26 protein-coding genes and 3 pseudogenes are annotated in these 25,983 nt (G+C 70.0%); 10 read left to right on the top strand and 19 right to left on the bottom strand.

Annotated elements, in window-relative coordinates; all coding sequences use genetic code 11:
• Positions 1 to 720: 720 nt before the first annotated feature.
• From ABZX75_RS25730 to ABZX75_RS25740, 3 genes are all read right to left on the bottom strand, one after another.
• Positions 721 to 1,800 (bottom strand): HAMP domain-containing sensor histidine kinase, encoded by a 1,080-nt coding sequence (locus ABZX75_RS25730; RefSeq protein WP_355414457.1) that lies wholly within the window; start codon positions 1,798 to 1,800, stop codon positions 721 to 723.
• On the bottom strand, positions 1,793 to 2,488 hold the full coding sequence (locus ABZX75_RS25735; RefSeq protein ID WP_355414459.1) for a response regulator transcription factor: 696 nt from the start codon (positions 2,486 to 2,488) through the stop codon (positions 1,793 to 1,795). The genes ABZX75_RS25730 and ABZX75_RS25735 overlap by 8 nt, the downstream gene beginning before the upstream one ends.
• 68 nt (positions 2,489 to 2,556) lie before the next feature.
• Positions 2,557 to 3,321 (bottom strand): VanZ family protein, encoded by a 765-nt coding sequence (locus tag ABZX75_RS25740; RefSeq protein WP_355414461.1) that lies wholly within the window; start codon positions 3,319 to 3,321, stop codon positions 2,557 to 2,559.
• A gap of 29 nt (positions 3,322 to 3,350) precedes the next feature.
• Between ABZX75_RS25740 and ABZX75_RS25745 the strand changes: the two genes are divergently transcribed.
• Both ABZX75_RS25745 and ABZX75_RS25750 read left to right on the top strand, forming a co-directional pair.
• On the top strand, positions 3,351 to 3,566 hold the full coding sequence (locus ABZX75_RS25745; RefSeq protein ID WP_355414463.1) for a hypothetical protein: 216 nt from the start codon (positions 3,351 to 3,353) through the stop codon (positions 3,564 to 3,566).
• Positions 3,567 to 3,907: 341 nt separating this feature from the next.
• A pseudogene (locus ABZX75_RS25750) lies at positions 3,908 to 4,126 on the top strand (IS481 family transposase); the annotation flags it as partial.
• A 115-nt stretch (positions 4,127 to 4,241) separates the two neighbouring features.
• Here the strand turns inward: ABZX75_RS25750 and ABZX75_RS25755 are convergent.
• Positions 4,242 to 5,729: a PLP-dependent aminotransferase family protein gene (locus ABZX75_RS25755; RefSeq protein ID WP_355414465.1), complete on the bottom strand. Its 1,488-nt coding sequence runs from the start codon at positions 5,727 to 5,729 to the stop codon at positions 4,242 to 4,244.
• Between the two features lie 63 nt (positions 5,730 to 5,792).
• Between ABZX75_RS25755 and ABZX75_RS25760 the strand changes: the two genes are divergently transcribed.
• From ABZX75_RS25760 to ABZX75_RS25770, 3 genes and pseudogenes are all read left to right on the top strand, one after another.
• Positions 5,793 to 7,007: an aminotransferase class I/II-fold pyridoxal phosphate-dependent enzyme gene (locus ABZX75_RS25760; RefSeq protein ID WP_355414466.1), complete on the top strand. Its 1,215-nt coding sequence runs from the start codon at positions 5,793 to 5,795 to the stop codon at positions 7,005 to 7,007.
• A gap of 65 nt (positions 7,008 to 7,072) precedes the next feature.
• Positions 7,073 to 7,204, top strand: a pseudogene (locus tag ABZX75_RS25765) (hypothetical protein); the annotation flags it as partial.
• Between the two features lie 37 nt (positions 7,205 to 7,241).
• Complete coding sequence (locus ABZX75_RS25770; protein WP_355414468.1) at positions 7,242 to 7,466, top strand: DUF6228 family protein; 225 nt, start codon at positions 7,242 to 7,244, stop codon at positions 7,464 to 7,466.
• Between the two features lie 261 nt (positions 7,467 to 7,727).
• On the opposite strand, the gene ABZX75_RS25775 is transcribed toward ABZX75_RS25770, so the two are convergent.
• Entirely contained in the window at positions 7,728 to 8,942 is a 1,215-nt protein-coding gene (locus tag ABZX75_RS25775) for a S8 family peptidase (protein ID WP_355414469.1), read from the bottom strand.
• Between the two features lie 335 nt (positions 8,943 to 9,277).
• A pseudogene (locus ABZX75_RS25780) lies at positions 9,278 to 9,547 on the bottom strand (IS5/IS1182 family transposase); the annotation flags it as partial.
• A 241-nt stretch (positions 9,548 to 9,788) separates the two neighbouring features.
• On the opposite strand from ABZX75_RS25780, the gene ABZX75_RS25785 reads away from it, so the two are divergent.
• Both ABZX75_RS25785 and ABZX75_RS25790 read left to right on the top strand, forming a co-directional pair.
• The gene (locus tag ABZX75_RS25785) at positions 9,789 to 10,316 is read left to right on the top strand and encodes a DinB family protein (RefSeq protein ID WP_355414471.1); all 528 of its coding nucleotides are present in this window, start codon (positions 9,789 to 9,791) and stop codon (positions 10,314 to 10,316) included.
• A 318-nt stretch (positions 10,317 to 10,634) separates the two neighbouring features.
• Positions 10,635 to 10,985, top strand: coding sequence for an SH3 domain-containing protein (locus tag ABZX75_RS25790; RefSeq protein ID WP_355414473.1), 351 nt, complete (start codon positions 10,635 to 10,637; stop codon positions 10,983 to 10,985).
• A 291-nt stretch (positions 10,986 to 11,276) separates the two neighbouring features.
• Here ABZX75_RS25790 and ABZX75_RS25795 read toward each other — a convergent pair whose 3' ends face one another.
• From ABZX75_RS25795 to ABZX75_RS25855, 13 genes are all read right to left on the bottom strand, one after another.
• The gene (locus ABZX75_RS25795; RefSeq protein WP_355414475.1) at positions 11,277 to 11,903 is read right to left on the bottom strand and encodes a hypothetical protein; all 627 of its coding nucleotides are present in this window, start codon (positions 11,901 to 11,903) and stop codon (positions 11,277 to 11,279) included.
• A 20-nt stretch (positions 11,904 to 11,923) separates the two neighbouring features.
• Positions 11,924 to 12,400 (bottom strand): hypothetical protein, encoded by a 477-nt coding sequence (locus ABZX75_RS25800; RefSeq protein ID WP_355414477.1) that lies wholly within the window; start codon positions 12,398 to 12,400, stop codon positions 11,924 to 11,926.
• Positions 12,397 to 13,605, bottom strand: coding sequence for an MlaD family protein (locus ABZX75_RS25805; RefSeq protein ID WP_355414479.1), 1,209 nt, complete (start codon positions 13,603 to 13,605; stop codon positions 12,397 to 12,399). The genes ABZX75_RS25800 and ABZX75_RS25805 overlap by 4 nt, the downstream gene beginning before the upstream one ends.
• Positions 13,602 to 14,933 (bottom strand): MCE family protein, encoded by a 1,332-nt coding sequence (locus tag ABZX75_RS25810; RefSeq protein WP_355414594.1) that lies wholly within the window; start codon positions 14,931 to 14,933, stop codon positions 13,602 to 13,604. Before ABZX75_RS25810 ends, ABZX75_RS25805 begins: the two co-directional genes overlap by 4 nt.
• Positions 14,933 to 16,111, bottom strand: a complete 1,179-nt coding sequence (locus ABZX75_RS25815; protein ID WP_355414481.1) for an MCE family protein — start codon at positions 16,109 to 16,111, stop codon at positions 14,933 to 14,935. The genes ABZX75_RS25810 and ABZX75_RS25815 overlap by 1 nt, the downstream gene beginning before the upstream one ends.
• Positions 16,108 to 17,091 carry an MCE family protein gene (locus ABZX75_RS25820; protein WP_355414483.1) on the bottom strand — a complete coding sequence of 328 codons (984 nt, stop codon included), beginning with the start codon at positions 17,089 to 17,091 and terminating at the stop codon, positions 16,108 to 16,110. Before ABZX75_RS25820 ends, ABZX75_RS25815 begins: the two co-directional genes overlap by 4 nt.
• Positions 17,088 to 18,143, bottom strand: coding sequence for an MlaD family protein (locus ABZX75_RS25825; protein ID WP_355414485.1), 1,056 nt, complete (start codon positions 18,141 to 18,143; stop codon positions 17,088 to 17,090). The genes ABZX75_RS25820 and ABZX75_RS25825 overlap by 4 nt, the downstream gene beginning before the upstream one ends.
• Positions 18,140 to 19,396, bottom strand: coding sequence for an MCE family protein (locus tag ABZX75_RS25830; RefSeq protein WP_355414487.1), 1,257 nt, complete (start codon positions 19,394 to 19,396; stop codon positions 18,140 to 18,142). The genes ABZX75_RS25825 and ABZX75_RS25830 overlap by 4 nt, the downstream gene beginning before the upstream one ends.
• A gap of 4 nt (positions 19,397 to 19,400) precedes the next feature.
• Positions 19,401 to 20,234, bottom strand: coding sequence for an ABC transporter permease (locus tag ABZX75_RS25835; protein ID WP_355414489.1), 834 nt, complete (start codon positions 20,232 to 20,234; stop codon positions 19,401 to 19,403).
• Positions 20,235 to 20,236: 2 nt separating this feature from the next.
• On the bottom strand, positions 20,237 to 21,007 hold the full coding sequence (locus ABZX75_RS25840; RefSeq protein WP_355414491.1) for an ABC transporter permease: 771 nt from the start codon (positions 21,005 to 21,007) through the stop codon (positions 20,237 to 20,239).
• Entirely contained in the window at positions 21,004 to 22,086 is a 1,083-nt protein-coding gene (locus ABZX75_RS25845) for an ABC transporter ATP-binding protein (RefSeq protein ID WP_355414493.1), read from the bottom strand. Before ABZX75_RS25845 ends, ABZX75_RS25840 begins: the two co-directional genes overlap by 4 nt.
• An 85-nt stretch (positions 22,087 to 22,171) precedes the next feature.
• Positions 22,172 to 23,227: a sigma-70 family RNA polymerase sigma factor gene (locus ABZX75_RS25850; RefSeq protein WP_355414495.1), complete on the bottom strand. Its 1,056-nt coding sequence runs from the start codon at positions 23,225 to 23,227 to the stop codon at positions 22,172 to 22,174.
• A gap of 59 nt (positions 23,228 to 23,286) precedes the next feature.
• Positions 23,287 to 24,333, bottom strand: coding sequence for a lytic transglycosylase domain-containing protein (locus ABZX75_RS25855; protein WP_355414497.1), 1,047 nt, complete (start codon positions 24,331 to 24,333; stop codon positions 23,287 to 23,289).
• A 405-nt stretch (positions 24,334 to 24,738) separates the two neighbouring features.
• Between ABZX75_RS25855 and ABZX75_RS25860 the strand changes: the two genes are divergently transcribed.
• The 3 genes from ABZX75_RS25860 to ABZX75_RS25870 all read left to right on the top strand — a co-directional run bounded on the left by ABZX75_RS25860 (position 24,739) and on the right by ABZX75_RS25870 (position 25,857).
• A complete protein-coding gene (locus ABZX75_RS25860) occupies positions 24,739 to 24,906 on the top strand; it encodes a hypothetical protein (RefSeq protein WP_355414499.1) in 168 nt (55 codons plus the stop codon).
• Positions 24,907 to 25,059: 153 nt separating this feature from the next.
• Positions 25,060 to 25,545: a hypothetical protein gene (locus tag ABZX75_RS25865; RefSeq protein ID WP_355414501.1), complete on the top strand. Its 486-nt coding sequence runs from the start codon at positions 25,060 to 25,062 to the stop codon at positions 25,543 to 25,545.
• A gap of 189 nt (positions 25,546 to 25,734) precedes the next feature.
• Positions 25,735 to 25,857 (top strand): hypothetical protein, encoded by a 123-nt coding sequence (locus ABZX75_RS25870; protein WP_355414503.1) that lies wholly within the window; start codon positions 25,735 to 25,737, stop codon positions 25,855 to 25,857.
• Positions 25,858 to 25,983 lie beyond the last annotated feature (126 nt).

The raw sequence follows: 25,983 nt of genomic DNA on the forward strand, positions 1-25,983 counted from the left end.
CGCGCGCCCGCAGCCGACGCCTTCACCGAGGTACCGCTCACTGACTTCACTGCTGGTACTGCGAACTGCACTTACTACGGGTACTGCCACTGCGTCAACTGCGGTACTGCTCTCACGGCGGCCCCTCATCACTGCGAGCCGCCCGGTCCGGTCACCAGTCCCGTCGCCGTCCTGCAACCGCTCTGGCTTCGACACTCCGTCACCGCACCGTCCTGCAACTGCAACTGCGTGTACTGCGGTACTACTGCCCGGCAGTTCGTCTCTGCCGGGCCGTGCGGTCTCTCTGGGCTACGAGAGAAACCATAACCACCCCACCACCCAATGTCTACTCCAACCGACATAGATTTCCGCGTGTTCGACGATGAGGTAATCGACCTCGAACAGCGACACGAGCGGGCACAAGGCCCGGCCCTCGCCGGGTTACCGGTCACAGGCCAGGGCACAAGCACCACGCAGGCACGACCGGGCATCGACGATCCAGAGACCAGGGAGACCTCCCTCGACGGCCCCGTACGTCCGATCGCGGCCGAGGCTGCCGACACGGTGGTCCTGGTCGTCTCGAAACTCGTCACCAACGCCCTGGTGACGGCACGACCGCCGGGCCGGAGAGGGTCGTGGACCTGTCCGCAGACCCGGCCGCGCGGCAACTCCCCATCGCTGTCCCTGCGTGGCAGCGAACTTCCCGTCAACGATCCAGTGGGCCCCGCTCCGGGACGATGCCTACGGTGTGCCGGGAAGCCGGACCGTGACGAGGAGACCGCCGGCGGGGCGGGGGACGAGGTCGAGGGTCCCGTCGTGGGCACGGACGATGCTGTGCACGATGGCCAGCCCGAGGCCGACGCCGGCGTGCTCGTCGGTGCGTACGCGTTCCGTTCCGCGCTGGAAGGGTTCGGTGAGGGTCGGCACCAGTTCCCGTGGGAGCGGATGGCCCGTGTTCTCGACCCGCACCACGCTCGCGTCGCCCTGCCCTTCGGTGTGGACCGTCACGGTGCCGCCGGCGGGGAGGTTGTGGACGATGGCGTTCTGGACGAGGTTCGTCACCATCCGCAGCAGAAGCTCCGCGGAGCCGCTGGTCCGTGTCGCTCCGCCGGTGACGTCGAGCGTGATCCCGCGCTGTTCGGCGAGGGGGAGCAGGGTTTCGGCGGCCTCTTCGGCGACGAGGGACAGGTCGACGCTCTCGCGGGTGAAGTTCCCGCGGTCGCTGCGGCTGAGCAGCAGGAGGGCCTCGGTGAGGTCGATCGCGCGCGTATTGACAGCCTGCAGGCGTTCGAAGACTTCGTCTTTGTCCCGCGTGGGGTCCCTGCGGGCGACGTCGAGCAGCGTCTGCGAGATGGCCAGCGGGGTGCGCAGTTCGTGGGAGGCGTTCGCGGCGAACCTCCGCTGCTCGGCAACGTGCGACTCAAGTTGTTCGAGCATGGTGTCGAACGCGTCGGCGAGTTCACGGAATTCGTCCTGGCGGCCTTCCATGCGGATCCGGTGGGACAGCGATCCGTTCCCGGCCATCCGTGCCGCGGCCGTGATCTGTGTGAGCGGTGCGAGCATCCGGCCGGCGAGGATCCATCCCCCGACGAGGCCGAACACGAGCAGGAAGACCATCGCCACGGCCGCGGCGGGGGCGAAGGTGCGCACAAGGAGGTAGCGGTTGGGCGCGATCCCGAGAAGGCCCTTGGGGGTGTCGGGTACGTAGCGCAGCAGGAACACCCACACCACGGCCAGCAGGAGGGCGCCGGCGACGGCGAGGAACCCGGCGTAGCTGAGGGTGAGTTTCAGCCGGACGCTGAACCCTGGGCGTCTATGCATGCGTACTGCCGGAGCGGGTGGTGTCGGGGCCGGTGTCGATGCGGTAGCCGACGCCCGGCACGGTGGCGATGATCCATGGTTCGCCGAGCCGTTTGCGCAATGCGGAGACGGTGATGCGCACGGCGTTGGTGAAGGGGTCGGCGTTCTCGTCCCAGGCCCGTTCCAGCAGCTCTTCGGCGCTGACGACCCCGCCCTCGGCGGCTACGAGGACTTCCAGCACGGCGAACTGTTTGCGGGTGAGCGCGACATAGCGTCCGTCGCGGAAGACCTCCCGGCGGAAGGGGTCGAGCCGCAGGCCAGCGATCTCGCGGACCGGGGGCCGGGCGTAGGCGCGTCTGCGGTCGAGCGCCCGCAGCCGCAGGACGAGCTCGCGCAGCTCGAACGGTTTGGTGAGGTAGTCGTCGGCGCCGAGCTCGAACCCGGAAGCCTTGTCGTCGATCCGGTCGGCAGCGGTGAGCATGAGGATCGGGATGCCGCTGCCGGAGGCGACGATGCGCCGGGCGACCTCGTCGCCGGAGGGGCCGGGGATGTCGCGGTTGAGGACCGCGAGGTCGTAGGAGTTGACGCTGAGCAGTTCCAGGGCGGAGTCGCCGTCGCCCGCGATGTCGGCGGCGATCGCCTCCAGCCGCAGACCGTCACGGACGGCTTCGGCCAGGTAGGGCTCGTCCTCCACGATCAGTACGCGCATGTCCGAAGCCTAAGCAGCCCCACATATCGCCGACGTATGCGAAGACGTGTACACACCGGACACGCGCCTCAGCCCGCCGGTGCCAGCACGGGGCGAGGCTGGTCCGACGGCGCTTCCGCCGTACTGCGCCACCAGCGGCGCGACGCCAGCCCGGCCAGTACGGCGCCGGCGGCGTTGACCAGTACGTCGTCCACGGAGGACACCCGGTCCAACCGCAGGACGTACTGTGCGGTCTCGACCAGGACCGAGCAGCCCGCCCCGAGGGCCATGATCCGCGGCACCGACGCCAGCGCCGCGAACCGCATCGGGGCGAAGAACCCTAGCGCCGCGAAGACCAGCAGGTTGCCCACGATCCCGAGCGACCCCATCGTGACCAGGTCCCGCAGCGGTACCAGGCTCACCCGGGCGGGGACGACGCCGGCCCCGCCGCCCGGCATCATGGTCAGCCACAGGAACGGCACCGTCCCGTGGACCATGCCCACCTCGGTCAGCGACCTCCGCCACGCCGATGTGACACCGGCGGCCCGCCGACGGCGCGCCAGGGCCCACGCCACCAGCACGGCCAACGGCAGCGTCACCAATGTCATGAGCACCACCCCGTTGAACGTACCGAAGCAGCCCCGCCACCGCCCGGCCACGCACATCGGAGCGGCCATCATGAGCGGCCCCCGCACGACGAACAGGGCGCTCGCCAGGCCGAGGGCCGCCAGGCCGAGGGCCGCCAGGCCGAGGGCCGCCAGGCCGAGGGCCGCCAGGCCGAGGGCCGCCAGGCCGAGGAGCACGATCCTGCGCGTGCGGCGCGCCGGTGCTGACAGGGATGCGTTGTGGTTCATGCCCTCATTGGAGACGGAGGGCCGTTGCGGTGGCGTATGCGATTTTCGATACGCCCGCGATACACGGAATCCCCGGCATCAAGGAACTGGCGCAAGCTGGCATGGAGACGGTCCCGCCCCTGGGGATCGCGCCAGCCCAGCTACTGCAGGTGCTGGACGACTCGTCCGTGAACATCGCGCTGCCGAGCATCCACGACGAGCTCGCTGTCACGCCCGCACATCTGCCCTGGACCGTGAACGCCTAAGAACTCCTATCGCAATGACTTCGGGCGTCGCCAGCAGATGAGTGCGCGTCCGGACCGCCCCCCGCTCGGTGCTGGGCCAGCTCGACTCCGTGCGCTCGGGTGCGACTACACGGGTGCACACCTGCACGTCAGACGGCGCGAGAACGTCAAGGAGCGTGGTCGAGTCGAAGAAGGGATGAGTTCAGCCGGTCGACTTCCTCGTTGTGCAGGCATTCGGTCAGTTCGTTGACGAGCGGCATGCGACCCTCGGTGCGGGTGCTCCGGGAGGCCGACCACTTGTGGGTGCGGCGGAGGTCCTCGTCACATGTGAGCTCCAGGCGGAGGAGATCTCGATCAGTCCCCGCACGGCGTCACGGCATCTGCTCGCGCTTGGACTGAACCGTCGCCGGTTCATGGACCCGGACGGTGAAGCGAACCGGGAGCCGCAGAAGATCACCGCCCGCCGTCCCGGGCACATGGTCCACGTCGACGGGTTCAGCCGGCTCGCCTACACCGAAGCGCTGCCGGACGAGAAAGCCGCGACCGCCATCGCGTTCATGCGCAGGGCGAGAGTCTGGTTCGTTGAGGCTGAGGCCGACAGATATCGGGTACGCCGAAGGTACCGCCCACCACTGACGTCCCACGTACACCACCGTCCACCACCGTCCACTCGCGACACCCGTCAGACGGTGATCGTCAGACGGCGATGGCGTTGAGGGCAGCGGGCGCGGAAGGGGCCCTGGCTCCTGTGGGTGCCACCGCCCCCGTATGCCCCGCGGCCTCCGGGGTGTACTCCCGCCAGGCCGACGCCAACCTCCGTACCGCCTCCGACAGCGCCTCCGGCGCCAGCAGGAAGTGCAGCCGCAGCTGCCGGGTGCTGCCGCCCAGCGCGTCCATCGTCGCGCCCGGCAGCACCGCCACCCCGTGCCGCATCGCGAGCTGGGCGAAGGCGACACCGTCGCCGTACGGAAGACGGACCCACATCGTCTGGCCGCCGTCGGCCGGGGCACACGTCCACGACGGCAGCAAGCGGGCCAGCTCCGCCCGCAGATGGTCGTGGCTCGCGCGCAGGCTCCGCGCCCGTCGCGCCGCGATCGGCCCCAAGCCGTCGAGCAGCCGGGCCGCCACCCACTGCGCCGGAACATCCGACCCCAGGTCGTGAATGGCCTTGAGCCGGGCCAGCCGGGAGACCAGCGCCGCCGGCCCCCGTACCCAGCCGACGCGCAGCCCGCCCCACACCACCTTGCTCAGCGAACCGACGCCGATCACCTCGCCGTACGCGGACAGCGGCACCCCCGATTTCTGCGCCGGATCCGCTTCGAACGCGAGATCGGTCAGCACCTCGTCGTCGACCAGCGGCACGCCGAGCGCCTGCGCGGCCTCGACGAGCCGACTGCCCTGGAGCGGCGGAAGGACGGTCCCCGTGGGGTTCTGGAAGCGGGGGATCACGTAGGCGAGGGCCGGGCGGTGACGGTCCATCACCCGGATCGCCTCCGCCACGTCCACCCCGTCCGCCCCGACCGCCACCGGGTGCAGCTCTGCCGCCGCCTCCCGGAAGAGGTCCAGCGCCCCCGAATACGTCGGCGCCTCCACCAGCACGCCGTCGCCGGGCGCGACCAGCAGCCGCGTCAGCAGCGACAGGCCCTGCTGGGCGCCCGTCGTGACCAGGATCTGCTCCGGACCGGTCGGGACGCCCCGTACCGCGTACCGCTCCGCGATCGCCGTCCGCAGGGCCGCGAGCCCCGCCGGGTGGTAGCCCAGGTCGTCGCCGGGCAGGACGAGCGAGCGGTACGCCTCCGCCACCTCGGGCGGCGCTCCCATCGGCGCCGCGCAACTCAGCAGGATCACGTCGTCCGGCGCCTCCAGGAGGTGCAGGAAGAGCGGGTTGGACGTCTCCGTCACCCGAGGGCCGGGCGCCAGGGCGGGGGAGGCGACCCGCGTCCCGCTGCCCTGCCTCCGTACCAGCCGACCCTCCTGGCGCAGCGTGTCGTACGCCGCCACGACCGTCGTACGGCCCACCGCGAGCGCGGCGGCCAGCCGCCGGTCGGGCGGCAGCAGCGTGCCAGCGGGCAGCAGCCCCTCCTCGATCAACTGCCGCAGCCGGGCGGCGAGCAAGACGTACAGCGGTCCGCGGCCGGCGGACCAGCGGCCCAGACGGGCGACGAGATCATCGATTGGTTCCATTGGCAGACCAATCTGCCGGGATTGGCCCTGTGGGCGCAAGGGGCCGTCGTCTTCACTGGTCCCATGACTGGTCCCCTGAGCGAATACACCGGTGCCCTCCGTCCCGAGACCCTCGCCGTCCACCCGCCGGAGCAGCGGATCTCCGGCAGCAAGCCCCTCGGAGTCCCCCTCCACCAGGGGCACGTGTTCTCCTTCGATGACGCCGACGCGATGGCCGAGGCCTTCCACTCCAACGACGCATTCCTCTACAGCCGCTTCGGCAACCCCACCGTCCGCGCCCTGGAGGACGCCGTCGCCCGCCTGGAGGGTGGTGTCGCGGCACACTCCTTCGCCTCCGGTATGGGTGCCATCAACGGTGTCCTGCTCGGACTGCTCGGCACCGGCGGCCATGTCGTCGCGCAGAGCTGCCTGTACGGCGGTACGTACGCGGTCCTGACCGACCTCGCCGAGCGCTGGGGCGTCAAGGTCACGTACGTCTCCGGGACCGACCCGGAGGAGGTGCGACGGGCCCTGCGGCCCGAGACGCGGCTGCTCTACCTGGAGACCATCGCCAACCCCACCACCCGGGTCGCCGATCTGCCCGCCCTGATCGCCGTCGCCGCCGAGGCGGGCGTCCCCAGCGCCGTCGACAACACCTTCGCCTCGCCGCTGCTGTGCCGGCCGATCGAGCACGGCGCGGACATCGTGATCCACTCCGCGACCAAGTACCTGGCCGGGCACGCGGACGTGCTGGGCGGCATCGCGGTCTTCCGGGACGGCGAGCTGTACGGCCGCATCCGCCACTACGCGATCGAACAGGGCGCCTCCACCGACCCGTTCGCGGCCTGGCTGACCCTGCGCGGCATCCAGACGCTGTCGCTGCGGATCGAGCGGCAGTCGGCGAACGCCGTCGACCTGGCGGGCCGGCTCGCCGCGCACCCGGCGGTAGCGGCTGTACGCCACCCCGCGCTGGCCGGACACCCCGACCAGGCCGTCGCCGGGCGGCTGCTGCCGAAGGGCGGCGGCGGGGTGATCTCCTTCGACCTCGCGGGCGGCCGCGAGGCGGGCCGCGCGTTCGTCGGGGCGGTACGGGTGGCCTCCCTAAGCGCCTCGCTCGGCGACGTGAAGACCCTGGTGATGCACCCGGCCTCCACCTCCCATCGCCAGCTGGACGCGGCGGCCCTGGAGACGGCGGGTATCGGACCAGGCACGGTCCGGGTCTCGGTCGGTATCGAGCACGTCGAGGACCTGTGGACGGACCTGGAGCGGGCGCTGGAGCGGGCGGGGAAGGCGGGCTGACCGAGAGAGAGTCCGATGAACCAGCCGATTTGACCGTCCGCTGCCAGGACGACCGGGCCGTCTCTGTGAAGTTCTGTGACCTCTTCGATGAGGACGAAGACTGCGTGAACTACGCCATCGAGGCTTGTGCGGCGGGTCTGACCGCTCGCCTGGACGGCGTGGCAGCCTGGAACTGGGGCGCCGCCGACCTGGCTCCTTGCCTGGAGGGGCTCTCCGAGGACTTCCGAGGCTGGGATGGAGAGCGTGTCTGGCAGACCAAACGACCGCGATCTCACTGTCAGAGCGGTCTTCCGCTCGGGCGGCCATGGTGGACTGACCTGGACTCTACGTCCGTGGCACACGTCCGTTGGGAGCTGGGAGGCATCCGTCACCACCTGGCTGGAAGCCGGCGAGGAGATGTCCACTCTCGCAGCCGATGTCCGGCACTTCCTCGGCCAGGAGGCCGGTCATCGTGGGTGACATGCGGCTCGTTTGGACTCTCAGCGGGCGGGGATGGGCCGAGTGCGTCATCGCCGATCATCAGGCGGAAGCCGAGGTCACAGCCTCATACATCTCCACAGCCGCCGAGGACCTTCTGAGAGGGCGGTCTGCGGGTTAATGTCCGTTTCTGGGTGAGGGCTGGGGTGGGTTGCTGGTTGAGGGCTTGGTCGGCCATTTCCCCAACGCGAACGGCCGCCCGGCGTTGAGCGCCGGGCGGCCGCGGCTGTGTGTCGGTCCGCGTCAGAACAGGGAGTACAGGAGCCTGTTCGGGGAGCCGCTGCCGGCGCTCTTGACGACGCCCGTGGTGGCGTTGGTCGTGATGGCGTCGCTGACCTGGGCCGGGGTGGCCGAGGGGTGGGCGGCTAGGTAGAGGGCGGCCGCGCCGGCGACGTGCGGGGTGGCCATGGAGGTGCCGCTGATGGTGTTGGTCGCGGTGTCGCCGGTGTTCCAGGCGGCGGTGATGCCGACGCCGGGGGCGAAGAGGTCGAGGCAGGTGCCGTAGTTGGACCAGGACGCCTTGGTGTCGGTCTTGTCGGTGGCGCCGATGGTGAGGGCCTGGGGGACGCGGGCGGGGGAGTAGTTGCAGGCGTCCTGGGCCTTGCCGCCCTGGTTGCCGTTGCCGGCGGCGACGGCGTAGCTGACTCCGGAGGCGATGGAGTTCTTCACGGCCGCGTCGAGGGAGGAGCTGGCTCCGCCGCCGAGGCTCATGTTGGCCACGGCGGGCTTGACTGCGTTGGCGGTGACCCAGTCGACGCCGGCGATGACGCCGGACCAGGACCCCGAGCCGTTGCAGTCGAGGACGCGAACGCCGACGACCTGGGCGGCCTTGGCGACGCCGTAGGTGGAACCGGCGGTGGTGCCGGCGACGTGGGTGCCGTGGCCGTTGCAGTCGTTGCCGTTCTGGCCGTCGCCGATGGTGTCGGTGCCGATGCTGGCGCGGCCGCCGAACTCGCTGTGGCTGACGCGTACGCCGGTGTCGATGACGTAGACGCGGACGCCGGAGGCGGTGGTGTTGTAGGTGTAGGAGCCGTCGAGCGGCAACTGGCGCTGGTCGATGCGGTCCAGACCCCAGGTGGCGTTGGACTGGGTGGCGTTGGTCTGGGTGGCGTTGATGCGGACCGTGGCGTCCTGCTCGACGTAGTCGACCCGGGGATCGGCGGCAAGGCGGTGGGCCTGGGTGGCGGACATCTTCGCCGCGAAGCCGCGTACCGAGGAGCCGTACACGTGGGTGAGTTTGCCGTCGAACGCGCTGGTGAGGGCCTGGGCGGTCGGCCGCACGGATGCCTTGTGGGTGTCCTTCAGGACCACGATCCAGCCGTCGGCGACGGCGGTGGCGGCGGGGGCCAGGCGGACGTCGGGGCGGCCCGCGCCGTGCGCGGGAGCGGTGCTGAGCAGTCCGGCGGCCAGAGCGGCGGCGGGGATGAGCACGCGAAGGTGTCGCGCGGGGGATCTCATGTGATGAACCAGACCTTTCGTTGTCCGGGTTACGGGCAATCCGGGTCGTGCGGTGTCGCCGTCCGGGGTCTCCGGTCGGCTCCCGGCCGCGGGTGGTCAGGCCGCGAACGGGCATATGGGGACGTGCGGCTCGTCACCCCCGGGCAGTCGCGCGCCCTGTTTTGAGCCGTGCATGACAGTGCCATGGGGTATCGAGCGTCCGCAAGATGCCGGATGCGTCCCGGCCGTTCGTTTGCTGCGGCCTCGCGGGATCCGTCCACCGGGGCAGCCGGGTGTACGCCCGGTCGGCTATCGCTTCCTGGCGTGTCGAGTGCCCTCGAGCAGGGGATGGATGTTCACGTGTTCACCGCCTGCGGGTCGCGCCAGGTGGGGGTGTTCGCGTGGGTGAGGCGGCGGGCCATGACGTGGGTCATGGCCCAGTAGACGCGGGAGGCGGAGGAGGCGGGGCGGTGTTCGTAGTCGCGGACCACGCGCCGGTGGAGCAGCAGGATCCCGTAGGTCTGCTCGACTCTCCACCGCTTCGGCTGCGGGACGAACCCCGTCTCCTGCGGGTTGCCTTCGAGGATCTCGACGTCGATGCCCAGGCCGGCTCCATGCACGACGACCCAGGATGTCGATGTTCACGAGTACGGAAGGCGGTACGAAAGAGCCTCGTGCACCGGCTTCAGCGCCCTGGCGCCGGCCGCCCGGGCGGGGTTACCCGGAGCTGCTCGCCTCAGGCTCCCTCAGCGAGTGCGATGGCTCGCGCTGCCGGGGACTGCACCTCGCTTCCCGGACCGGCCGAGAAGCCCGGAATGCGGGCCATCGAGGACACGCGTTGACCTAAATGCCTCCTACGGTCAGCCCATGACCAGTTCATCGGAAAGCCCCACCCCGTTCCTTCGAGGCGAGCGCGGTGAGCTGCTGCAGGCACTCGCGGAGCAGCGGGAGTTGCTGCTCATCACGGTCCGCGGCATCACTGACGCTCAGGCCGCACAGCGCACGACCGCGAGCGAGCTCACCCTGGGCGGGATCGTCAAGCACATCAGCCGCGGCGAGCAGGTGTGGACACAGATCATGGCCAAGGGGGACGGAGAGCTGCCGGACGGCATGCTCGACATGGAGCAGTACCGCATGGCAGACGACGAGACCCTTACCGGGCTGCTGGAGCAGTACGCGGCCGCGGCGCAGACGACCGATGAGGCCGTGGCTGCCCTGCCGGACCTCGACCGCAGCGTGCCCCTCCCCAAGACCCCGTGGTCCCCGCCGGAGACCGTCTACTGGTCTGCGCGCCGGATCCTGCTGCACCTGATCAGGGAGACAGCTCAGCACGCCGGCCACGCGGACATCATCCGGGAAACACTGGACGGAGCCAGCACCACAGCTCAACGGTGACCGCCCCCAGCTGAGTCCTCAGACCGCCAGTCCGTGCGGCGTACAGCACAGGCAACCACTCGGCCTCGGATCGCCGTCGGGTCGTTGACACCCCCTGACGGCCGGCGGTCCCCCAACACACCGGGGACTGCTGCCCGTCGTCGTGAACATCCGAGCCGTGCGGGCCTCCGTGCTGCCTCCCGGTGGGGCGACGAGGGGGGGTGATCTTGGCCTGGCTCCGCCCTGCCGTAGCCTCACCCTGTCATGATCATCTGGAGCTACGGCTGTAGCACCGCTGTGGTGTGCGCCGTAGCTCACGAGGGACCTATGAGGCACCAATTGACGAAGCACAGGATCGCCGCCCGACTCGCCAGCGTGGCCGCCGTTGGCGCTGTGGTGGCTGGTGGCACCCTGGCGCTGGCGCCGGCCGCATCCGCGGTGGGCTCCAGCGCCTGCACGAAGAATGTCGCTGACTACGACTCCCAGACGGACACCACGGTGAACTTCCGCACGGGCCCCGGGACCGACTACACGGCAAAGGGCACGGTGAGCCAAGACACCACGGTGCGCGTCTACTGCACCGCCAAGGGCGGCGCGTGGGCCTACCTGAAGGTCACCGGCGGCGCACACAAGGGCAAGACCGGCTGGATCGCCTACAAGTACCTCGCTGTTCCCATGCAGTTGAGCTAACGAGCGCGGCAGAACGGCCAGTCCCTGCAAGGGGCCGGTGGCTGATGCTGTCGTGGAGGCGGGCCCGGGGCGAGGCTTCTCCCCGGGCCCGCAGTGGGTACGACCTCTCAGACGTTTTCAGGCATGCCCGGACGCCGGGGCATTCCCGCTGGGAACACCCCGACGGGGTTGCACCGGCGGGGGGCTGGACGGTTGCCTGCACCGGTGCACCGGGAGTTGTGCCGGAGGTAGGACCGGGGGGTGAACCCCCGGAACACCTCCGCCGGGCGCTCGACGACCGCCGCCGGCCCTCTAGAGCGCGTCCACCGCGCTGACTTTCCAGCCCTGCGGAGTGCGGACCAGGGCCATGCGGACACGGTTGAGGTCCAGGCGCGGGGTGGTGATCTGGGTGCTGGTGGTGATCTGGTTCATGAAGAGGAGGATGACGGCCTTGTCCGGGGAGGCCGATACGACGGATATCGCCGAGGGATCCGCGAGGGTGGCCTTGACCACTCCCTGGTACGTCGCGGCCGTGGGCGCAACCACCGTCTTCGTGGTCTTGGTGTATTGGTCGAGGAAGTCGCCCGTGAGGTGGGTGCGGGCCGCGGCGAAATCGCGGTCCAGGTGACGGTGGTCGTACGAGAGGATGACCGGCGCCGCCTTGCGGGCCGCCGTCAGGGCGGCTGCCCTGGCCGCGTCCGTGCGCTCGCCCTCCCGGTGGTACCAGCCCAGGGTGGCGGTGGCGGCCAGGGCAAGGGTCAGGGCGACCAGGGCGGCCACCCGTGCGGTGCCTCGGCCGCGGCCGACGCGCGCCGGAGCCGGCTCCGGTACCGAGTCCGGCTCCGCTACCGGGTCGGCGGGCTCGTACGGGCGGCGTGCCCGCTCGGACCGTTTGGCCGCGGCGCGGGCGGCGGCCGCTCGAAGGGTGGGGTTCGCCACGGTGGTTCTCCTGTTCAGCTTCAGCCGACGAATTCGACGTTGGACGTCAGCCACTGCCCGTTCTCGAGGACGAGGTCGAGCTGGAGGCGGTAGTTGCGGGACGTGCTCCCGGGGGCGGCGACATTGGTGACCTTGCTGTCGGCCACCACCAGCACGCGGGCGCTACGGTCGTCGGCCCGGGCGATGCCCGCGTCGAGGATCTGTCCCTCGGAAACCGACTTGTTGTCGGCGACGATCTTGGTCAGCTCCGCGGTCTGGGCCGCGAACTGCTTCTTGAAGTCCCCTGTCGCGCCGCTCAGGACGTTCTTGCTGTCCCGGTCGTAGTGCCGGTAGTCGAGCGACGTGAAGTTGAGCGCCGACTGGCGGGCGGCTGCCAGGATGTCCTGGTTCCGCCGGTCCTCCTCGTGGCGCTCGTACAGCTGGAGACCCAGCCAGCCGGAAGCCGCCGTGAGTACGGCGGCCAGGGCGGCCAGCGTGGTCAGGAGTACGCGGTTCATGCCATGGGTCCCACGAGCAGCCATTGCCAGGAGTCCTTTCCGAAGAGGCTTTGTGCTCCGCCCGTCGAGCCGATCTGCGGGGCCCGTCCGTCGTACGAGCCGCTCGGGCGCGGTGCGTTCTGGGCCCCGCGGACCGAGGTCTCACTGCCGCGCGGGGCCGTGCAGCGGGCTCCGGTGTCGGCCGGGCGGACGTCGGTGTCGGCGGGGTCGCGGCGCTGGGTTCCGTACCCCTCTCGGCAGGGCGGAGGGTCGTCGGCGTTGACGACCATGCCGAAGTGTGTGGTGCCGTCGCCGGGTAGCACCGTGTAGCTGCCCGCGACCACCACGGGGAAGGTGACCAGCATCTGTTCCACGCCGGGCAGCCGGGCGAGGGTGATCTGACCGCCGCTGATGAGGTTGCCCAGCAGGACCGGGAGGTGGGGGCGGTTGGCCTTCAGCAGCGAGTCCACCTCCTGGGAGGCTGCCGTGCCGTTGCCCATCAGAGCGCGGATGTCCCCGTCGCTCGCCTTCACCTGGGCAGTGAGCGCCGCCAGGTCCCGGGAGAAGGAGGTGATCGCCGATCCCTTGTCGGCCTGTGTCTTCAGGACCGTCCGGGAGTCCTCGATCAGCGCGATGGTCTGAGGCAGGGAAGCGGAGGCCGACTCGACCAGGGCGTTGCCGGAGTCCACCAGCCGCGTCAGGTGCGGGCCGGTGCCGGCGAACGCCTTGCCCAGTTCGTCCACCGTGATCCGCAGGTCCCCCTTGTCCACCGAGTTGACCAGCCGGTCCAGGCTGAGAATCATCTCGGTGGTGGGCATCGGCACCCGGGTGTCCCGGCGGGGGATCGTCGTGCCCTCCCGGAGATACGGGCCGCTGCCGGAGCGCGGCTGGAGATCCACGTACTGCTCGCCGACGGCGGAACGGTTCGCCACCACTGCCAGGGTGTCCGCCGGTATGTGCGGGGAGTCCTCCAGGCGTAGCGCCACGGAGACGCCGCCGGACCCGGTCAGCCGCAGCTCCCCCACGCGGCCCACGGGCACACCGCGATAGGTGACCTCGGCGCCGGAGTAGATGCCTCCGGAGTCGGCGAACTCGGCCCGTACGGTGTATCCCCGGTCCAGGACGCGGTCGGCCAGTCCGGTGTATCGGGCGCCGACGTAGGACACCCCGACGGCGGTGAGGAGGGTGAAGGCGAACAGCTGGGCCTTGACCGTACGGGTGATCACGGCACCAGTCCCTTCATCAGCAGCTCGGCGAGCGCCACGTCGACACCGGCCGGGAAGTGGTCGGCGCCGCTTCTGCTGTACGCGCCGGAGGAGTTGTACGAGCTGTACGAGACCTGGTTGCCCCGGGGGCAGAGCGGGAGGCAGCCCAGGTCTGGGTCGCCCGGCAGCGCCGGCCTTCCCGGAACCGGTGGGGCCGTCGGGGTCTCCGGGAGGCCTGGGATTTCGGGGGGCACGGGCAGGCCCGGGAGCGGCGGAACGTCGGGGAGTCCAGGGGTGGGAACCTTCGGCAGGTCGGGGGGCGCCGGGACGCCGGGCTTCGCGGGCTGATCGGCCAGGTTGCCGTAGATGCTGCTCAGGTCCAGATCGGCGGTGACCTTGAGATTGACGTAGTCGCCCTTGATGGCGTCCACCACATTGCGGGGGAACGGGTAGGTCGTCAGCAGTTCCAGGGCGTTGGGCAGGTCGGCGCCCGCCTTGTTCAACTGCTGGAGGATCGGCTGGAGCAGCCGCAGATTCGCGATCACGTCGTCCCGCGAGGCGTTGATCACCGAGGTACCGGTCTTGCCGAGCTCCGACAGCGACGTGAGCATGGTGGTCAGCTTGGCCCGCTGGTCGGCCAGCACCTTCAGCGCGGGCGGCATGGTCGTCAGGGCCTCGCCGATCGTCGTCTTCTCCTTGGCGAGGGTCGCGGACAGCTTGTCGATGCCCTCCAGCGCGCGGACGATCTCCTTCTTCTGTGCGTCGAGCCCGCCGAGGAAGGTGTTCAGCTCGGCGAGCAGCGACTTGACCCGGTCCTCGCGGCCCTCCAGGGCATTGTTCAGCTCGGTGGTGATGGTGTGGAGCTGGGCGACTCCACCGCCGTTGAGCAGGGCCGACAAGGCCGACAGCACCTCTTCGATCTCGGGGTTGCGCCCGCTGCGGGACAGCGGGATCCGCGCGCCGTCGGTGAGCCTGCCCAACGGTTCGGCGTCCGGCGGCGCCGACAGCGCCACGTACTTCTCGCCGAGCATGCTGGTCTGCCTCAGCTCGGCGATCGCGTTGCCGGGCAGCTTGACCGAGTCGTCGACGCGCAGCCGTACCCGGGCGTGCCAGCCGGCCAGTTCCACCTTCTCGACCGCGCCGACGGTGACGTTGTTGACTTTGACCGTGGACTGCGGGACGAGATCGAGGACATCCAGGAACTCGACGGTGACGCGGTAACTGCGGCCGTCCGCGGCCGCGCCGCCGGGCAGCGGGATGTCGTACAGCCCCTTGAATTCGCAGCCGGTCAGCAGCAGGGAGCCGGCGGTTGTCCACAGGGCGGCCTTGAGCGGAGCTCTCAGGTGCATCACGTACGGGCCTCCAGGATTCCGCCGAGTGTCTTGTCCATCGAGGCAGTTCCCCCCACGGGAAGCGCGGCTCCGGTGACCGGGTCGCCCTCCGGCAGCTCGGGCAGGGAGTCGAACAGCTCGTTCAGGTCCCTGCAGTCGGTCTTCTCCCCGGTCGTCTTCAGCAGGGAGCACAGCAGGGCCGCCGGATCGTGAAGCTGGTCGGGGTTGCTGCGGGTGTCGAGCGTGCCCGAGGAGGGGTTGTAGGCGTTTTGCAGATTCGACAGGCCGGCGGGGGCGGTCTCGAGCAGTTCTTCGAGGGCCGCGCGCTGGGTGACCAGCACACCGGTCACGTTGGCCAGGCCCTTCACGTCGGCGGTCAGGTTCTTCTTGTTCTCCTTCACGAAGTCCGCCACGTCGGCGAGCGCGGCCGCCAGGTGTTTGATCGCCGCCGCCAGGTCCCCGCGCTCTCCGGCCAGTTGTTCGGCCACCTTGGCCAGGCTGTCGTTGAAGGAGCGGACGCTCGCGTCGTCGGCCGCGAGTACGGCGGTGAACACCTGCAGGTTCCGTACGGTCCCGAAGAGGTCCTCTCTGCCGTCGGACAGGGTGGTCACGGCCTGCGAAAGATCCTCGACCGTCTGGTGGAGCTGCGCGCCCTGTCCTTGGAGGTTGTCCGCGCTGACGGCGAGCAGCCGGGAGAGCGAACCGTCCTTGTTGGCGCCCTCGGGGCCGAGCGCGTCCGCCGTCATGCGCAGGCTGTCGAAGACCCGGTCCAGTTCGACGGGCACGGCCGTGCGCTCCTCGGGGATGACGGCGCCGTTCCTCAGTACCGGGCCGCCGCGGTGGACGGGGAGCAGCTGGACGTAACGGTCACTGACGACCGAGGAGTTGATGATCGCGGCCTTGGCGTCCTCGGGGAGCTTGTACTCGGCCGCGTACTCCAGCTCGACGCGCACCCGGCCACCCTGCGGCGTGATCTTCTTGACCTCACCGATCCGGACGCCGAGGACGCGGACGTCGGATCCGGGGTAGATCCCGACGGTACGCGGGAAGTACGCGGTCACGCGGACCGCCGGTGACTCGGCGAGGTGGACGAAGGCCATGACGGCGGTCACCACCAGCGCGGTGGCGAGCGCGAGGTGGCGGATGACACGCCGGTTGAGCGTGAGCTTCGCCGGGAGCTTCACCGGGACCCTCATCGTGACGCTCCTGTCCGTGGGACCACCGGGGTGGGGGCGACCAGGTTCTGGATGTAGCTGTCGAACCAGCGGCCGTTGCCGAGGGTGTTGGTGAAGACCCTGGCGAAGGGGGCCATGAGCTGGACGCTGCGGTCGAGGCTGGCCTGGTTGCGTTCCAGCATCCGCACCACGGTGTTCAGGCGGCTGAGCGCCGGGCCGATCTGCGCCCGGTTGTCCTTGACCAGGCCCGAGAGTTCGACGCTGAGGGCGACGGAGCTCTTGAGCAGCGCGTGGATGGCCTCCCGCCGCGCGTGGATCTCCTTGAACAGTTCGTCGCCGTGCTTGACCAGCTTGCTGAACTCGTCCTTCCGCTCTGCGAGCACGCCGGTGACGCCGTTGGCGTTGCCCAGGAGTTCGCGCAGGGCCTGGTCGCGGGAGGCCACGGTCCGGGAGATCTTCGACAGCCCCTGGATGGAGGCCTTCACCTCCTCGGGTGCGTCCTGAAAGGTGGTGGAGAGGGTGTCCAGGGCGTTGGCCAGCCGCTCCTTGTCGATCTGCTCGGTGGTCGTGGTGAGGTCGCTGAAGGCGGCGACCACGTCGTACGCCGGGACCGTACGGCTCAGGGGGATCTCGCTGCCCGGCTTCAGCCGGCCGGGGCCTTTCGGCTCCAGGGCGAGGTACTTCGCGCCCAGGATCGTCTTGATGCGGACGGACGCACCCGTTCGGGAGCCGAGTTCCGGGTCTCCCTTGACCCGGAAGCTCACCTTGACGTGGTCACCGGCAAGCTCCACCTCGTCGACCTTGCCGGCCTTGACACCGGCGATGCGGACCTCGTCGCCGGGCCGCAGCCCGCCGGCCTCGGAGAAGGCGGCACTGTACTTCTCGCCGCTGCCGATGAGCGGGAGGCTCTCGACATTGAACGCGGCGGCGATGAGCAGCGTGATCACGGTGAGGCCGATGGCGCCGATCGTCACGGGATTGCGTTCGCGGAAGGGGATCAACGTCCGCACCTCGCCCGGGCGACGTGGAGTTCGGGAGTGATGGTCCCGGCGCTCTTCGGCAGCACGATCCGGCCGTCGAAGTCGCACAGGTAGAAGTTGAACCAGGAGCCGTACGAGGCGGTGCCGGTGAGCTCGTTGAGCTTGTTCGGCAACCGCTGCAGGACGCCCTCGACGGTCTTCTCGTGGTCGTTGAGCGTTCCGGTGAGCGTGGCCAGCTCGGCGATGTCGGTCTTCAGCGGCGGCCGGGCGTCCTTGAGGAGACCCGAGGTGGCTTCCGCGAGGCCGTTGATGCCCGCCAGGGATTCACCGATGGGCTTCCGGTCGGCCGACAGCCCCGAGATCAGCCGTTGCAGCTGTGCGATCAGGTCGGAGAAGCGGGTGCTGCGCTCGTCCACGGTGCCGAGGACGGTGTTGAGGTTGTCGATCACCGAGCCGATCAGCTGGTCACGTTCGGCGAGCGTCGTGGTGAGCGAGGCGGTGTGCGCCAGCAGACTGCGGACCGTACCGCCCTCGCCCTGAAGGGTTTTGACGATCTCGGTGGCGAGCTGGTTGACGTCCTTCGGGCTCAGGGCGGCGAACAGCGGCTTGAATCCGTTCAGCAGGGCGTTGAGGTCGAGCGCGGGCTCGGTACGGGAAAGCGGGATCCGTCCCCCGGGGCTGAGCCGCTTGGACTCCCCCGCTCCTTCCGTCAGCGCGATGTACCGCTGCCCGACCAGACTGCGGTAGCGGATCACGGCGCGGGTGCTGGTGAGCAGGTGCCTGTCGCGGGAGACGCTGAAGGTGACCTCGGCCAGCGTCCGGTCCGTGACGGCGATGTTCTCCACCTCGCCGACCCGTACCCCCGCGACCCGGATGTCGTCGCCCTCCTCCAGGCTGGTGACATCGCTGAAGACGGCGGTGAAGGTGTCCTTCGGGGTGAAGGAGAGATTCACGATGGTGGCCGCGAGCACGGCGGTCGCCGCCACGGTCACCACCGCGAAGATCCCGAGCTTGATCAGCTGGGGGGCTGTCGCCATCGCGTTCGTACGACGCGTACGAGTCGTGGTGCTCATGCGACGCTCACCGCCGTTCCCCGTGCCATCGGTCCGAAGAGCAGGGTCGTGACCGCCGGCACCTCGTCGGCGGGCAGCCCCATGACCGGGGCCACGAGCGAGGCGACCGCCCGCTGTTCGGTCGGCGTTCCGGACACGGCACTGTGGGAACCTCGGCCCGTTCCGTCGTTGAGCTTGTGGTTCGGTGCCGGGACCTCGGGGTGGGGCAAACCTCTGCAGTTCGGTCCTGAGCGGTCGGCATAACGCGGTTCCTCGCCGGGTCGGTAGGGGGGACGGGGGTGGACGAATTCGAGGGTGATGCGCATCGTTCCGCCCTTGAACGCCTCTTCGGACGCCGCTTCCTGACGCACGAGCCCGGCCAGCAGGCACGGGTACTCGGGCGAGTAGCGGGCGAACAGGGCCAGCGTGGGCCGGGAGACGCGGCCCAGGGTGATCAGCCGGTCGGAGTTCTCTTCGAGGACGGCTTCCGTGGTGTTCGCGGCGGTGGCGGTCCAGGTGAGGACCGACGCGAGCTGCTCCCGCTTCTCCACCAGCGTCCGGCTGGTGGTGAGGGTGTTGTCCAGGATCCGCAGCAGGTCGGGGGCGGCGTCGCGGTAGACCTCTGCCACGTCGGCGAACCGGGATATGTCCTCCTGGAGGGAGGGCATGTGCGGGTTGAGGCGGTGCAGATAGTCCTCGACGCGGGTGAGGTTGTCGCCGATCCGGTCGCCGCGCCCTTCGAGAGCGGTGGCGAAGGCGGACAGGGTCGCGTTGAGCTCACCGGGGCTCACGGTGCGCAGCAGCGGCAGCAGGTCGTTCATCAGCCGCTGGAGCTCGATGCCGACCGTTGTGCGGTCCTGCGTGATCACGTCACCGGCACGGATGTGCCGTCCCGACGGCTTGCCGGGGGCGACCAGGTCGACGAACTTCTCGCCGAACAGGGTCTTGGGCAGCAGCCGGGCGTGGACGTCGGCCGGAATGAGGCGGACGTGCTCCGGTTTCAGAGCGAGGGAGAGGGTCGCCTTCTCCCCGTCGGCCCTGACCTCGCGGACCTCGCCGACCAGCAGGCCGCGCAGCTTGACGTCGGCGCGGGGCTCCAACTGGTTGCCGAGGGTGTCGGCCTCCAGGGTGATCCGGACGACGGAGGTGAACACCTGCTGGTAGACGGCGAGCGTCAAGGACAGCAGCAGCGCGATCACGGCGATGAAGGCGACTCCGTAGAGCCGCAGTTGGGTGGCCCGCGCGAGAGCCGGGGCCGGTATTCGTATCCGCATGCGCCTACCCCGCTATCCGTACGGTCGTGTTGGCGCCCCAGATGGCCAGGCTGAGGAAGAAGTCGAGGACGTTGATGGCCACGATGGACGTCCGTACGCCACGGCCGACCGCGACACCGACACCGGCCGGGCCGCCGCTCGCGTAGTAGCCGTAGTAGCAGTGCACCAGGATGATCACGACGGCGAAGGCGATCACTTTGCCGAAGGACCACAGCACGTCGACCGGTGGCAGGTACTGCTGGAAGTAGTGGTCGTACGTCCCCGTGGACTGCCCGTAATAGCCCGTGGTGATGGTGCGGGCGGCGAAGTAGGAGGACAGCAGCCCGATCACGTACAGCGGGATCACCGCGACGAAGCCGGCGATCATCCGGGTGGTGACCAGGAACGGCAGCGACGGGACGCCCATGACCTCCAGGGCGTCGGTCTCCTCGCTGATCCGCATCGCGCCGAGCTGGGCGGTGAAGCCCGCGCCGACCGTCGCCGACAGCGCGAGCCCGGCCACGAGCGGGGCGATCTCCCGGGTGTTGAAGTACGCGGAGAGGAAGGCCACGAAGTTGGACGTGCCCAGCTGGTTGAGCGCCGCGTACCCCTGGAGTCCGACCTCGGTGCCGGTGAAGAAGGAGAGGAAGGCGATGACTCCGACCGTGCCGCCGACGACCGCCAGCGCCCCGCGGCCGAAGGTCACCTCGGCGAGCAGGCGCAGGACCTCCTTCTTGTAGCGGCGCAGGGTGCGGCCGGTCCAGGCGAGGGAGCGCCCGTAGAAGACGAGCTGCACGCCCAGCTCCTCCAGGGAGCGCCCGGCACGGTGCAGGGCGTCCAGCGGATTCAGGAGAGTCATCCTCATCCCCTCTGCGGAACGACTTGGAAGTAGACGGCGGTCAGCACGAAGTTCGTGACGAACAGCAACATGAAGGTGATGACCACCGACTGGTTCACGGCGTCACCGACGCCCTTCGGCCCGCCCTTGGCGTTCAGGCCCTTGTACGAGGCGACGATCGCGGCGATGGCGCCGAAGACCAGTGCCTTCAGTTCTGCGGCCCACAGGTCGGAGAGCTGGGCCAGGGTGGTGAAGGAGGCCAGGTAGGCACCGGGTGTGCCGTTCTGCAGGACCACGTTGAAGAAGTAGCCGCCGGCCACGCCGACCACCGAGACCAGGCCGTTGAGCAGGACGGCCACCAGCATCGTGGCCAGTACGCGGGGCACCACCAGCCGGTGGATCGGGTCGATGCCGAGCACCTGCATGGCGTCGATCTCCTCCCGGATCTTGCGCGCCCCGAGGTCCGCGCAGATCGCCGTGCCGCCGGCCCCCGCGATGAGGAGCGCGGTGACGATGGGGGACGCCTCCCGCAGCACGGCCAGTACGGAGGCGGCGCCGGAGAAGGACTGGGCGCCGAGCTGCCGGGTCAGGCTGCCGATCTGGAGCGCGATGACCGCGCCGAAGGGGATGGAGACCAGGGCCGTGGGCAGGATCGTGACGCTCGCGATGAACCAGGCCTGCTGGATGAACTCCCGCACCTGGAAGGGACGGCGCGGGAGGGTACGCATGACGTCCAGCGCCATGGCGAAGAGGCTGCCGGAGTGCCGGAGCGCTCCAGTCGGGGACAGGTTCATGCGTCAGCCTCCACTGCCGGGGCCGGCTTCGCCGCCGGCTTGGTCCCTGCCGCCGAGTCCGCGGTCAGGTCCGGGGCACCCTCCCGGGACGGGTTCGGGTCCGGGTCCGGGTCCGGCGCCTGGGCCGGGGCGGGGGCCGTGTCCGCCTCCCCCGGGGGGACCGGCTTGCGGTGCGGTTCCGCCTCACGGTCGGCGATCGCCTGCCAGCGGGGCGGCCGGGTGACTCCGGGGCTGGGCAGCAGGCGCGGGGGCGTCTCCACGACGACGTCGTCCCCGCTGCCGAGGCCGGCCAGCTCCTCCTCGACCTGGGCGGCGTCCTTCTCCTCGGCCATGCCGATCGGACCCTGCATCCGGCCGCCCAGGAACTGTCGTACGACCGGCTCGTCGCTGGTGAGCAGCTCCTCGCGAGGGCCGAACATCACCAGTTCGCGCCGGAAGAGCAGCCCGATGTTGTCCGGGACCTGGCGGGCCGAGGCGATGTCGTGGGTGACGATCAGGAAGGTGGCGTCGATCTGTGCATTCAGATCCACGATGAGCTGGTTGAGGTAGGCCACGCGCACCGGGTCGAGTCCCGAGTCGGGCTCGTCGAAGAGGATGATCTCCGGGTCGAGCACCAGCGCCCGTGCCAGGCCCGCCCGCTTGCGCATACCTCCGGAGATCTCGCCGGGCAGCTTCTCCTCGGCGCCGATCAGACCGACCATGTCCATCTTGTCCAGGACGATCCTTCTGATGTCGCTCTCCGTTTTGCGGGTGTGCTCACGCAGCGGGAAGGCGATGTTGTCGTACAGGTTCATCGACCCGAACAGGGCGCCGTCCTGGAACAGCACGCCGAAGAGCTTCCGCACCTCGTAGAGATCGTGCTCGCGGAGCTCGGTGATGTCCGTCCCGGCGATCCGGATGGATCCCCGATCCGGCTTGAGCAGGCCCACCAGTGTCTTGAGGAACACCGACTTGCCCGTACCCGAAGGGCCGAGCATGACGGACACTTCCCCGGCGGGCAGCGTCAGCGACACGTCCTGCCAGATGACCTGGTGGCCGAAGGATTTGGTCAACCCTTCCACACAGATCTCGACGCCCATCCGGTTCACCCTTCAGCGGGAAGCAGCTCCGACATCTGCTCTACGGGGAAGGGCGGCGGGTCCGTCGCGACTCGGCCAAGTTTTTTTACGGCAGCTGCGCGGGGAGGGTTCCTGGGACGACGTCCGGTGCCGCGGTGGTGCCGGAGAGCGGCGGCGCGGCCGGGATGGCCGGCGTCGCCGGGAGCGGCGGAACCGGCACGGCCGGCGTGGGCAGATCCGGGGCGGGCAGGGCCGGGGCGGGAAGATCCGGCGAGAGCTCCGGCAGGATCGTCGCCACCGTCGGCAGGACGGAGGGGAGGTCCGCGGGCAGGCCCGCGGGTGTCGCCGGTCCGGTCGGACGTACGGAGGCGGGGGCGTTCGGTCGTACGGACGAGACGGCCGGCATGCGGGCGCCCTGCATGCCCGGCGTGCCCGGCGCCTCCCCCACCACCGCCACCTCCGACGTGCCGGGCCGCCGGGGCAGCGGCGCGTCGAGCTCGTACGCGAAGGGGACGGCCAGTCCCACCACGGCCAGCGTCACCGCCGCGGAGGCAGCGGCCAGGGCGGGGACATCGCCACCGGCCCGACCCACCTGGTCCCGCCCGCGACCGATCAGCCACAGGCCGAGCGCCAGCGTGCCGGCCAGCGAGTTGCGCAACGTACGCCGGGCCCTGGCCAGCAGGGACTCCACCGCCTCGTAGCTCAGACCCATCTCACGGGCTATCTGCCCGACGTCCCGCTCCTCCGCCTTCAGCCGGAGTGCCTCCGCCTGGCGGGCGGGCAGCTCCCTGCTCCGGTACGCCAGCCATCTGGCCTCCGCCCGGTCGCACACCGCCTCCTCGACCGGGACCGGACCGGGGGCGGTGAGCTTCGGGGCGCCGCTCACCTGGGCCTCGCGGTGGACCTGCCGGTAGCGGTCGACGCACAGGCGCATGGTCACGGTCGTCAGCCATGCGCCCAGCCGCGCGTCGTCGAGGTGCTTGTTCTGCGCCCCGCGCAGCATCGCCTCCTGCACGGCGTCCTCGGCGTCCTCGGCGCTCATGGACCTGCGGCGAGCCACCTTGAGCAGTTGTTCGCGATGGCTCCACATGTGCTGCCACCGCTGGTGGGCCGCTTCTTCACCCGGTGCGGCCGGGTGCGCTGGATACCTGTCCGTTGCCATGACCCGGGAGGTTACCGTCGGGTACACCAGATTGTGGAGGGGTGATCGGTGATGGAGTCCTAACCGTTGCCGGGCAGCTTGCCGGTACCCGCGGGAAGGACATCACCCGGCAGCTCGATGCCGGTACCGGGAGGGGCACTCGGAGCCGTGACCGGGGGCGGGTCCGCCGACGGCGAGGGAGCGGGGGTCGGCGCGGGCTTCGGCCTGCGCGAAGGCGGCGGCGGTGTGGGCGCCGGGGAAGCGGGCGGAGTCCCGGTCCTCGGCGCGGGGACATCCGGCTCGGTCCGTCCGGTGCCGGGAGGCGCAGGGTCCGTACCGGAACCGGCGCCCTCCCGCTCCGGAATCACCCGGTGGCCGTCCCTGAAGTAGGCGTACCAGGACAGGACGACCCTCAGGTACTCCCGGGAGTGGTTGTAGGAGAGGATCGCGCGGTCGAGATCCGCCGGCGAGGAGAGGTCGCGTCCGCCCGCGCACAGGTAGCGGCCTGCGGCGAGCGCCGCGTCGTGGACGTTGTGGGGATCGGTCCTGCCGTCGCCGTTGCCGTCGGCGCGCCACCTGGTCCAGGTGGACGGGATGAACTGCATCGGGCCGACGGCGTGGTCGTAGGACCTGTCGCCGTCGTACGCACCGCCGTCGGTGTCCCGGATCATGGCGAAACCCCGGCCGTTCAGCTGCGGGCCGACGATGGGCGCGTACGTCCTGCCGTTCGCGTCCACCCTTCCGCCCCGCGCCTGGCCGGACTCCACCTGGCCGATGGCCGCGAGCAGTTGCCAGCGCAGAGCGCAGCGCGGGGTGGTCCGGGCGAGCGCCGCCTCGGCGTTGCGGTAGGCGGCGAAGACCGTGGCGGGCAGCGCCACGCGACCGACGGTGAAGAGGGTGCCGGGCGAGGACGGTTCGGGCTCGTCCGCCGCCAGGGGAGGCAGCTCGCGAAAGTAGTGCGCATCGCCCGAAGCGCCCTGCTCCGGTGATGCGGCGGCGTCCTCGGGGCCGGACTCCCGCGCCGCGAGGCCCGGCGCCTGCGAGCCGGTCAACACCACCATGGCCGCCGCCGCGACCGCCGTACCCCGCATGCCTTTGCGTATCCGCCCCGGCAACTGACCCGCCATGTGTGAGGCCCCTCCCCATCGCACTTCCCCGACTTCCTCACCTCTCTACGCGGCCGGGGCGCGGGTCCGTCGCGGGAGCCGCGGAGTTTTTTCAGGGGCCACGGCTTCGAGCGGATGATTCCGCGTTGCGCACGGTGCGTTTGTGGGCCTGCGTCGGGCCGTGGCACGCAGGCCATGGCCAAGGCAGCCGTTGCCGACGGCGCCCGCCCGCGCCGCCGCCGTGGCCAGCACCCCGGGACGGCTGCGGCAGCTCGGGCCGTCTCGCCGGGGCCTTGGTGAAATCTCGTTCGATCACCACGGGGTCGGTGCCCTGGCGGGACTGCTTGATCTGCAACCGCAGCTTGGCCCCGTCGGACATCGTCGGATCGTCACCGGGGGACACCTCCCCCAGGTGTCCGGGCGCGGATGCGTGGCGGATACTGCCCCGGCCTGGGCGAGGACGTCACGGCGGAGGTCGTCCTCGCCAAGGATGCCGCGCATGTCCGCCAGGGGGACGGACAGCTCACCCGCGGCCGCCGGATCCTGCACGCGCAGGTGATGCCAGGCGGCATGGGCGTTGCGGGCCGCTCGTAGGGTGTCGGCCCGGGGCGTTGCCCCCGTCGTCAAGGTGTTTCGTCAGGCCGATCGCGGACTCGTGGAGCCCGCGTCGCGGCGAGGCACAGTTATCTGCACCAAGTCCCCTCGTTGATCAGCGTGATGGCAGTGCGATCAACGAGGAGGAACACCGTGGAACTGCAACATGAACTGATCGAGGGACGGGCCGAGCTGCCCCGGGTGGGGGCCGTTGTCCCTGCTCGGGGCGTCCACCCTCCGTACATCGTCGTGAACACGTACGACGATGAGATCGAGGCGGCTACCGCCTATCTGCGGGACCTGGCAGTGAACGACTGCAGCCCGTTGACTGTACGCAGCTACGGGTACGGCCTGCTGAGGTGGTTTCGACTGCTGTGGCTGCTGGGCGTGACGTGGGAGAAGGCGACTGAGTCTGAGGTCGCGGTGTTGGCAGGGTGGCTGCGGGCGGCCTCGAATCCGCAGCGCCAGCGGACGAAGACCGGTGGGGACGCGCCCGGGTCGGTGAACCTGAGGACCGGCAAGCCTGCACGGCGTGCTGGGTACGCGCCGAGGACGATCAACCACGCGTTGTCGGTAGTCAGCGGCTTCTACGGGTTCCACGCTCATCAGGGCGTGACGTCGGCCAGCGCGACGCCCTGATCGACTACTTCGGCCGACGCCGCGCTGATCTCGACTACGCCAGCCTGAGCAGCTCGCGCTCCTCCTGGTCAAGCACTTCTGGGTGAAGATCGAACAGCTCACCCTGGTCAGCAGGGCCTGCGGATTGCTCCGGACCTCTATACGCACTGGCGGGAGGCAATCCGCCTCAAGGACGACGGCTCTCACAGGATGGGCCAGGACGACATCGTCATCTCGGTCCGGAGCTTCTACTACGACCTGCACACCTGGGCTGCTGCCGAACCCGAGCCGCTGGGCCACCTGGGTCGCACCGTGTCCCGTCGCGCCCGGTGAGCTCCACGGCCTGGGCGTCCGTCGGGTCGGCGGAAGGTGAGCGAACGCTCTGCGGACCGTACTCTGCCAGCACGAACACGCCTGCTTCTCTGAACTAGCGATCGCTACTCGGGGCTCTGGGTAAAC

This window comes from Streptomyces sp. NPDC003038, from assembly GCF_040611115.1.
Classification (GTDB): domain Bacteria; phylum Actinomycetota; class Actinomycetes; order Streptomycetales; family Streptomycetaceae; genus Streptomyces.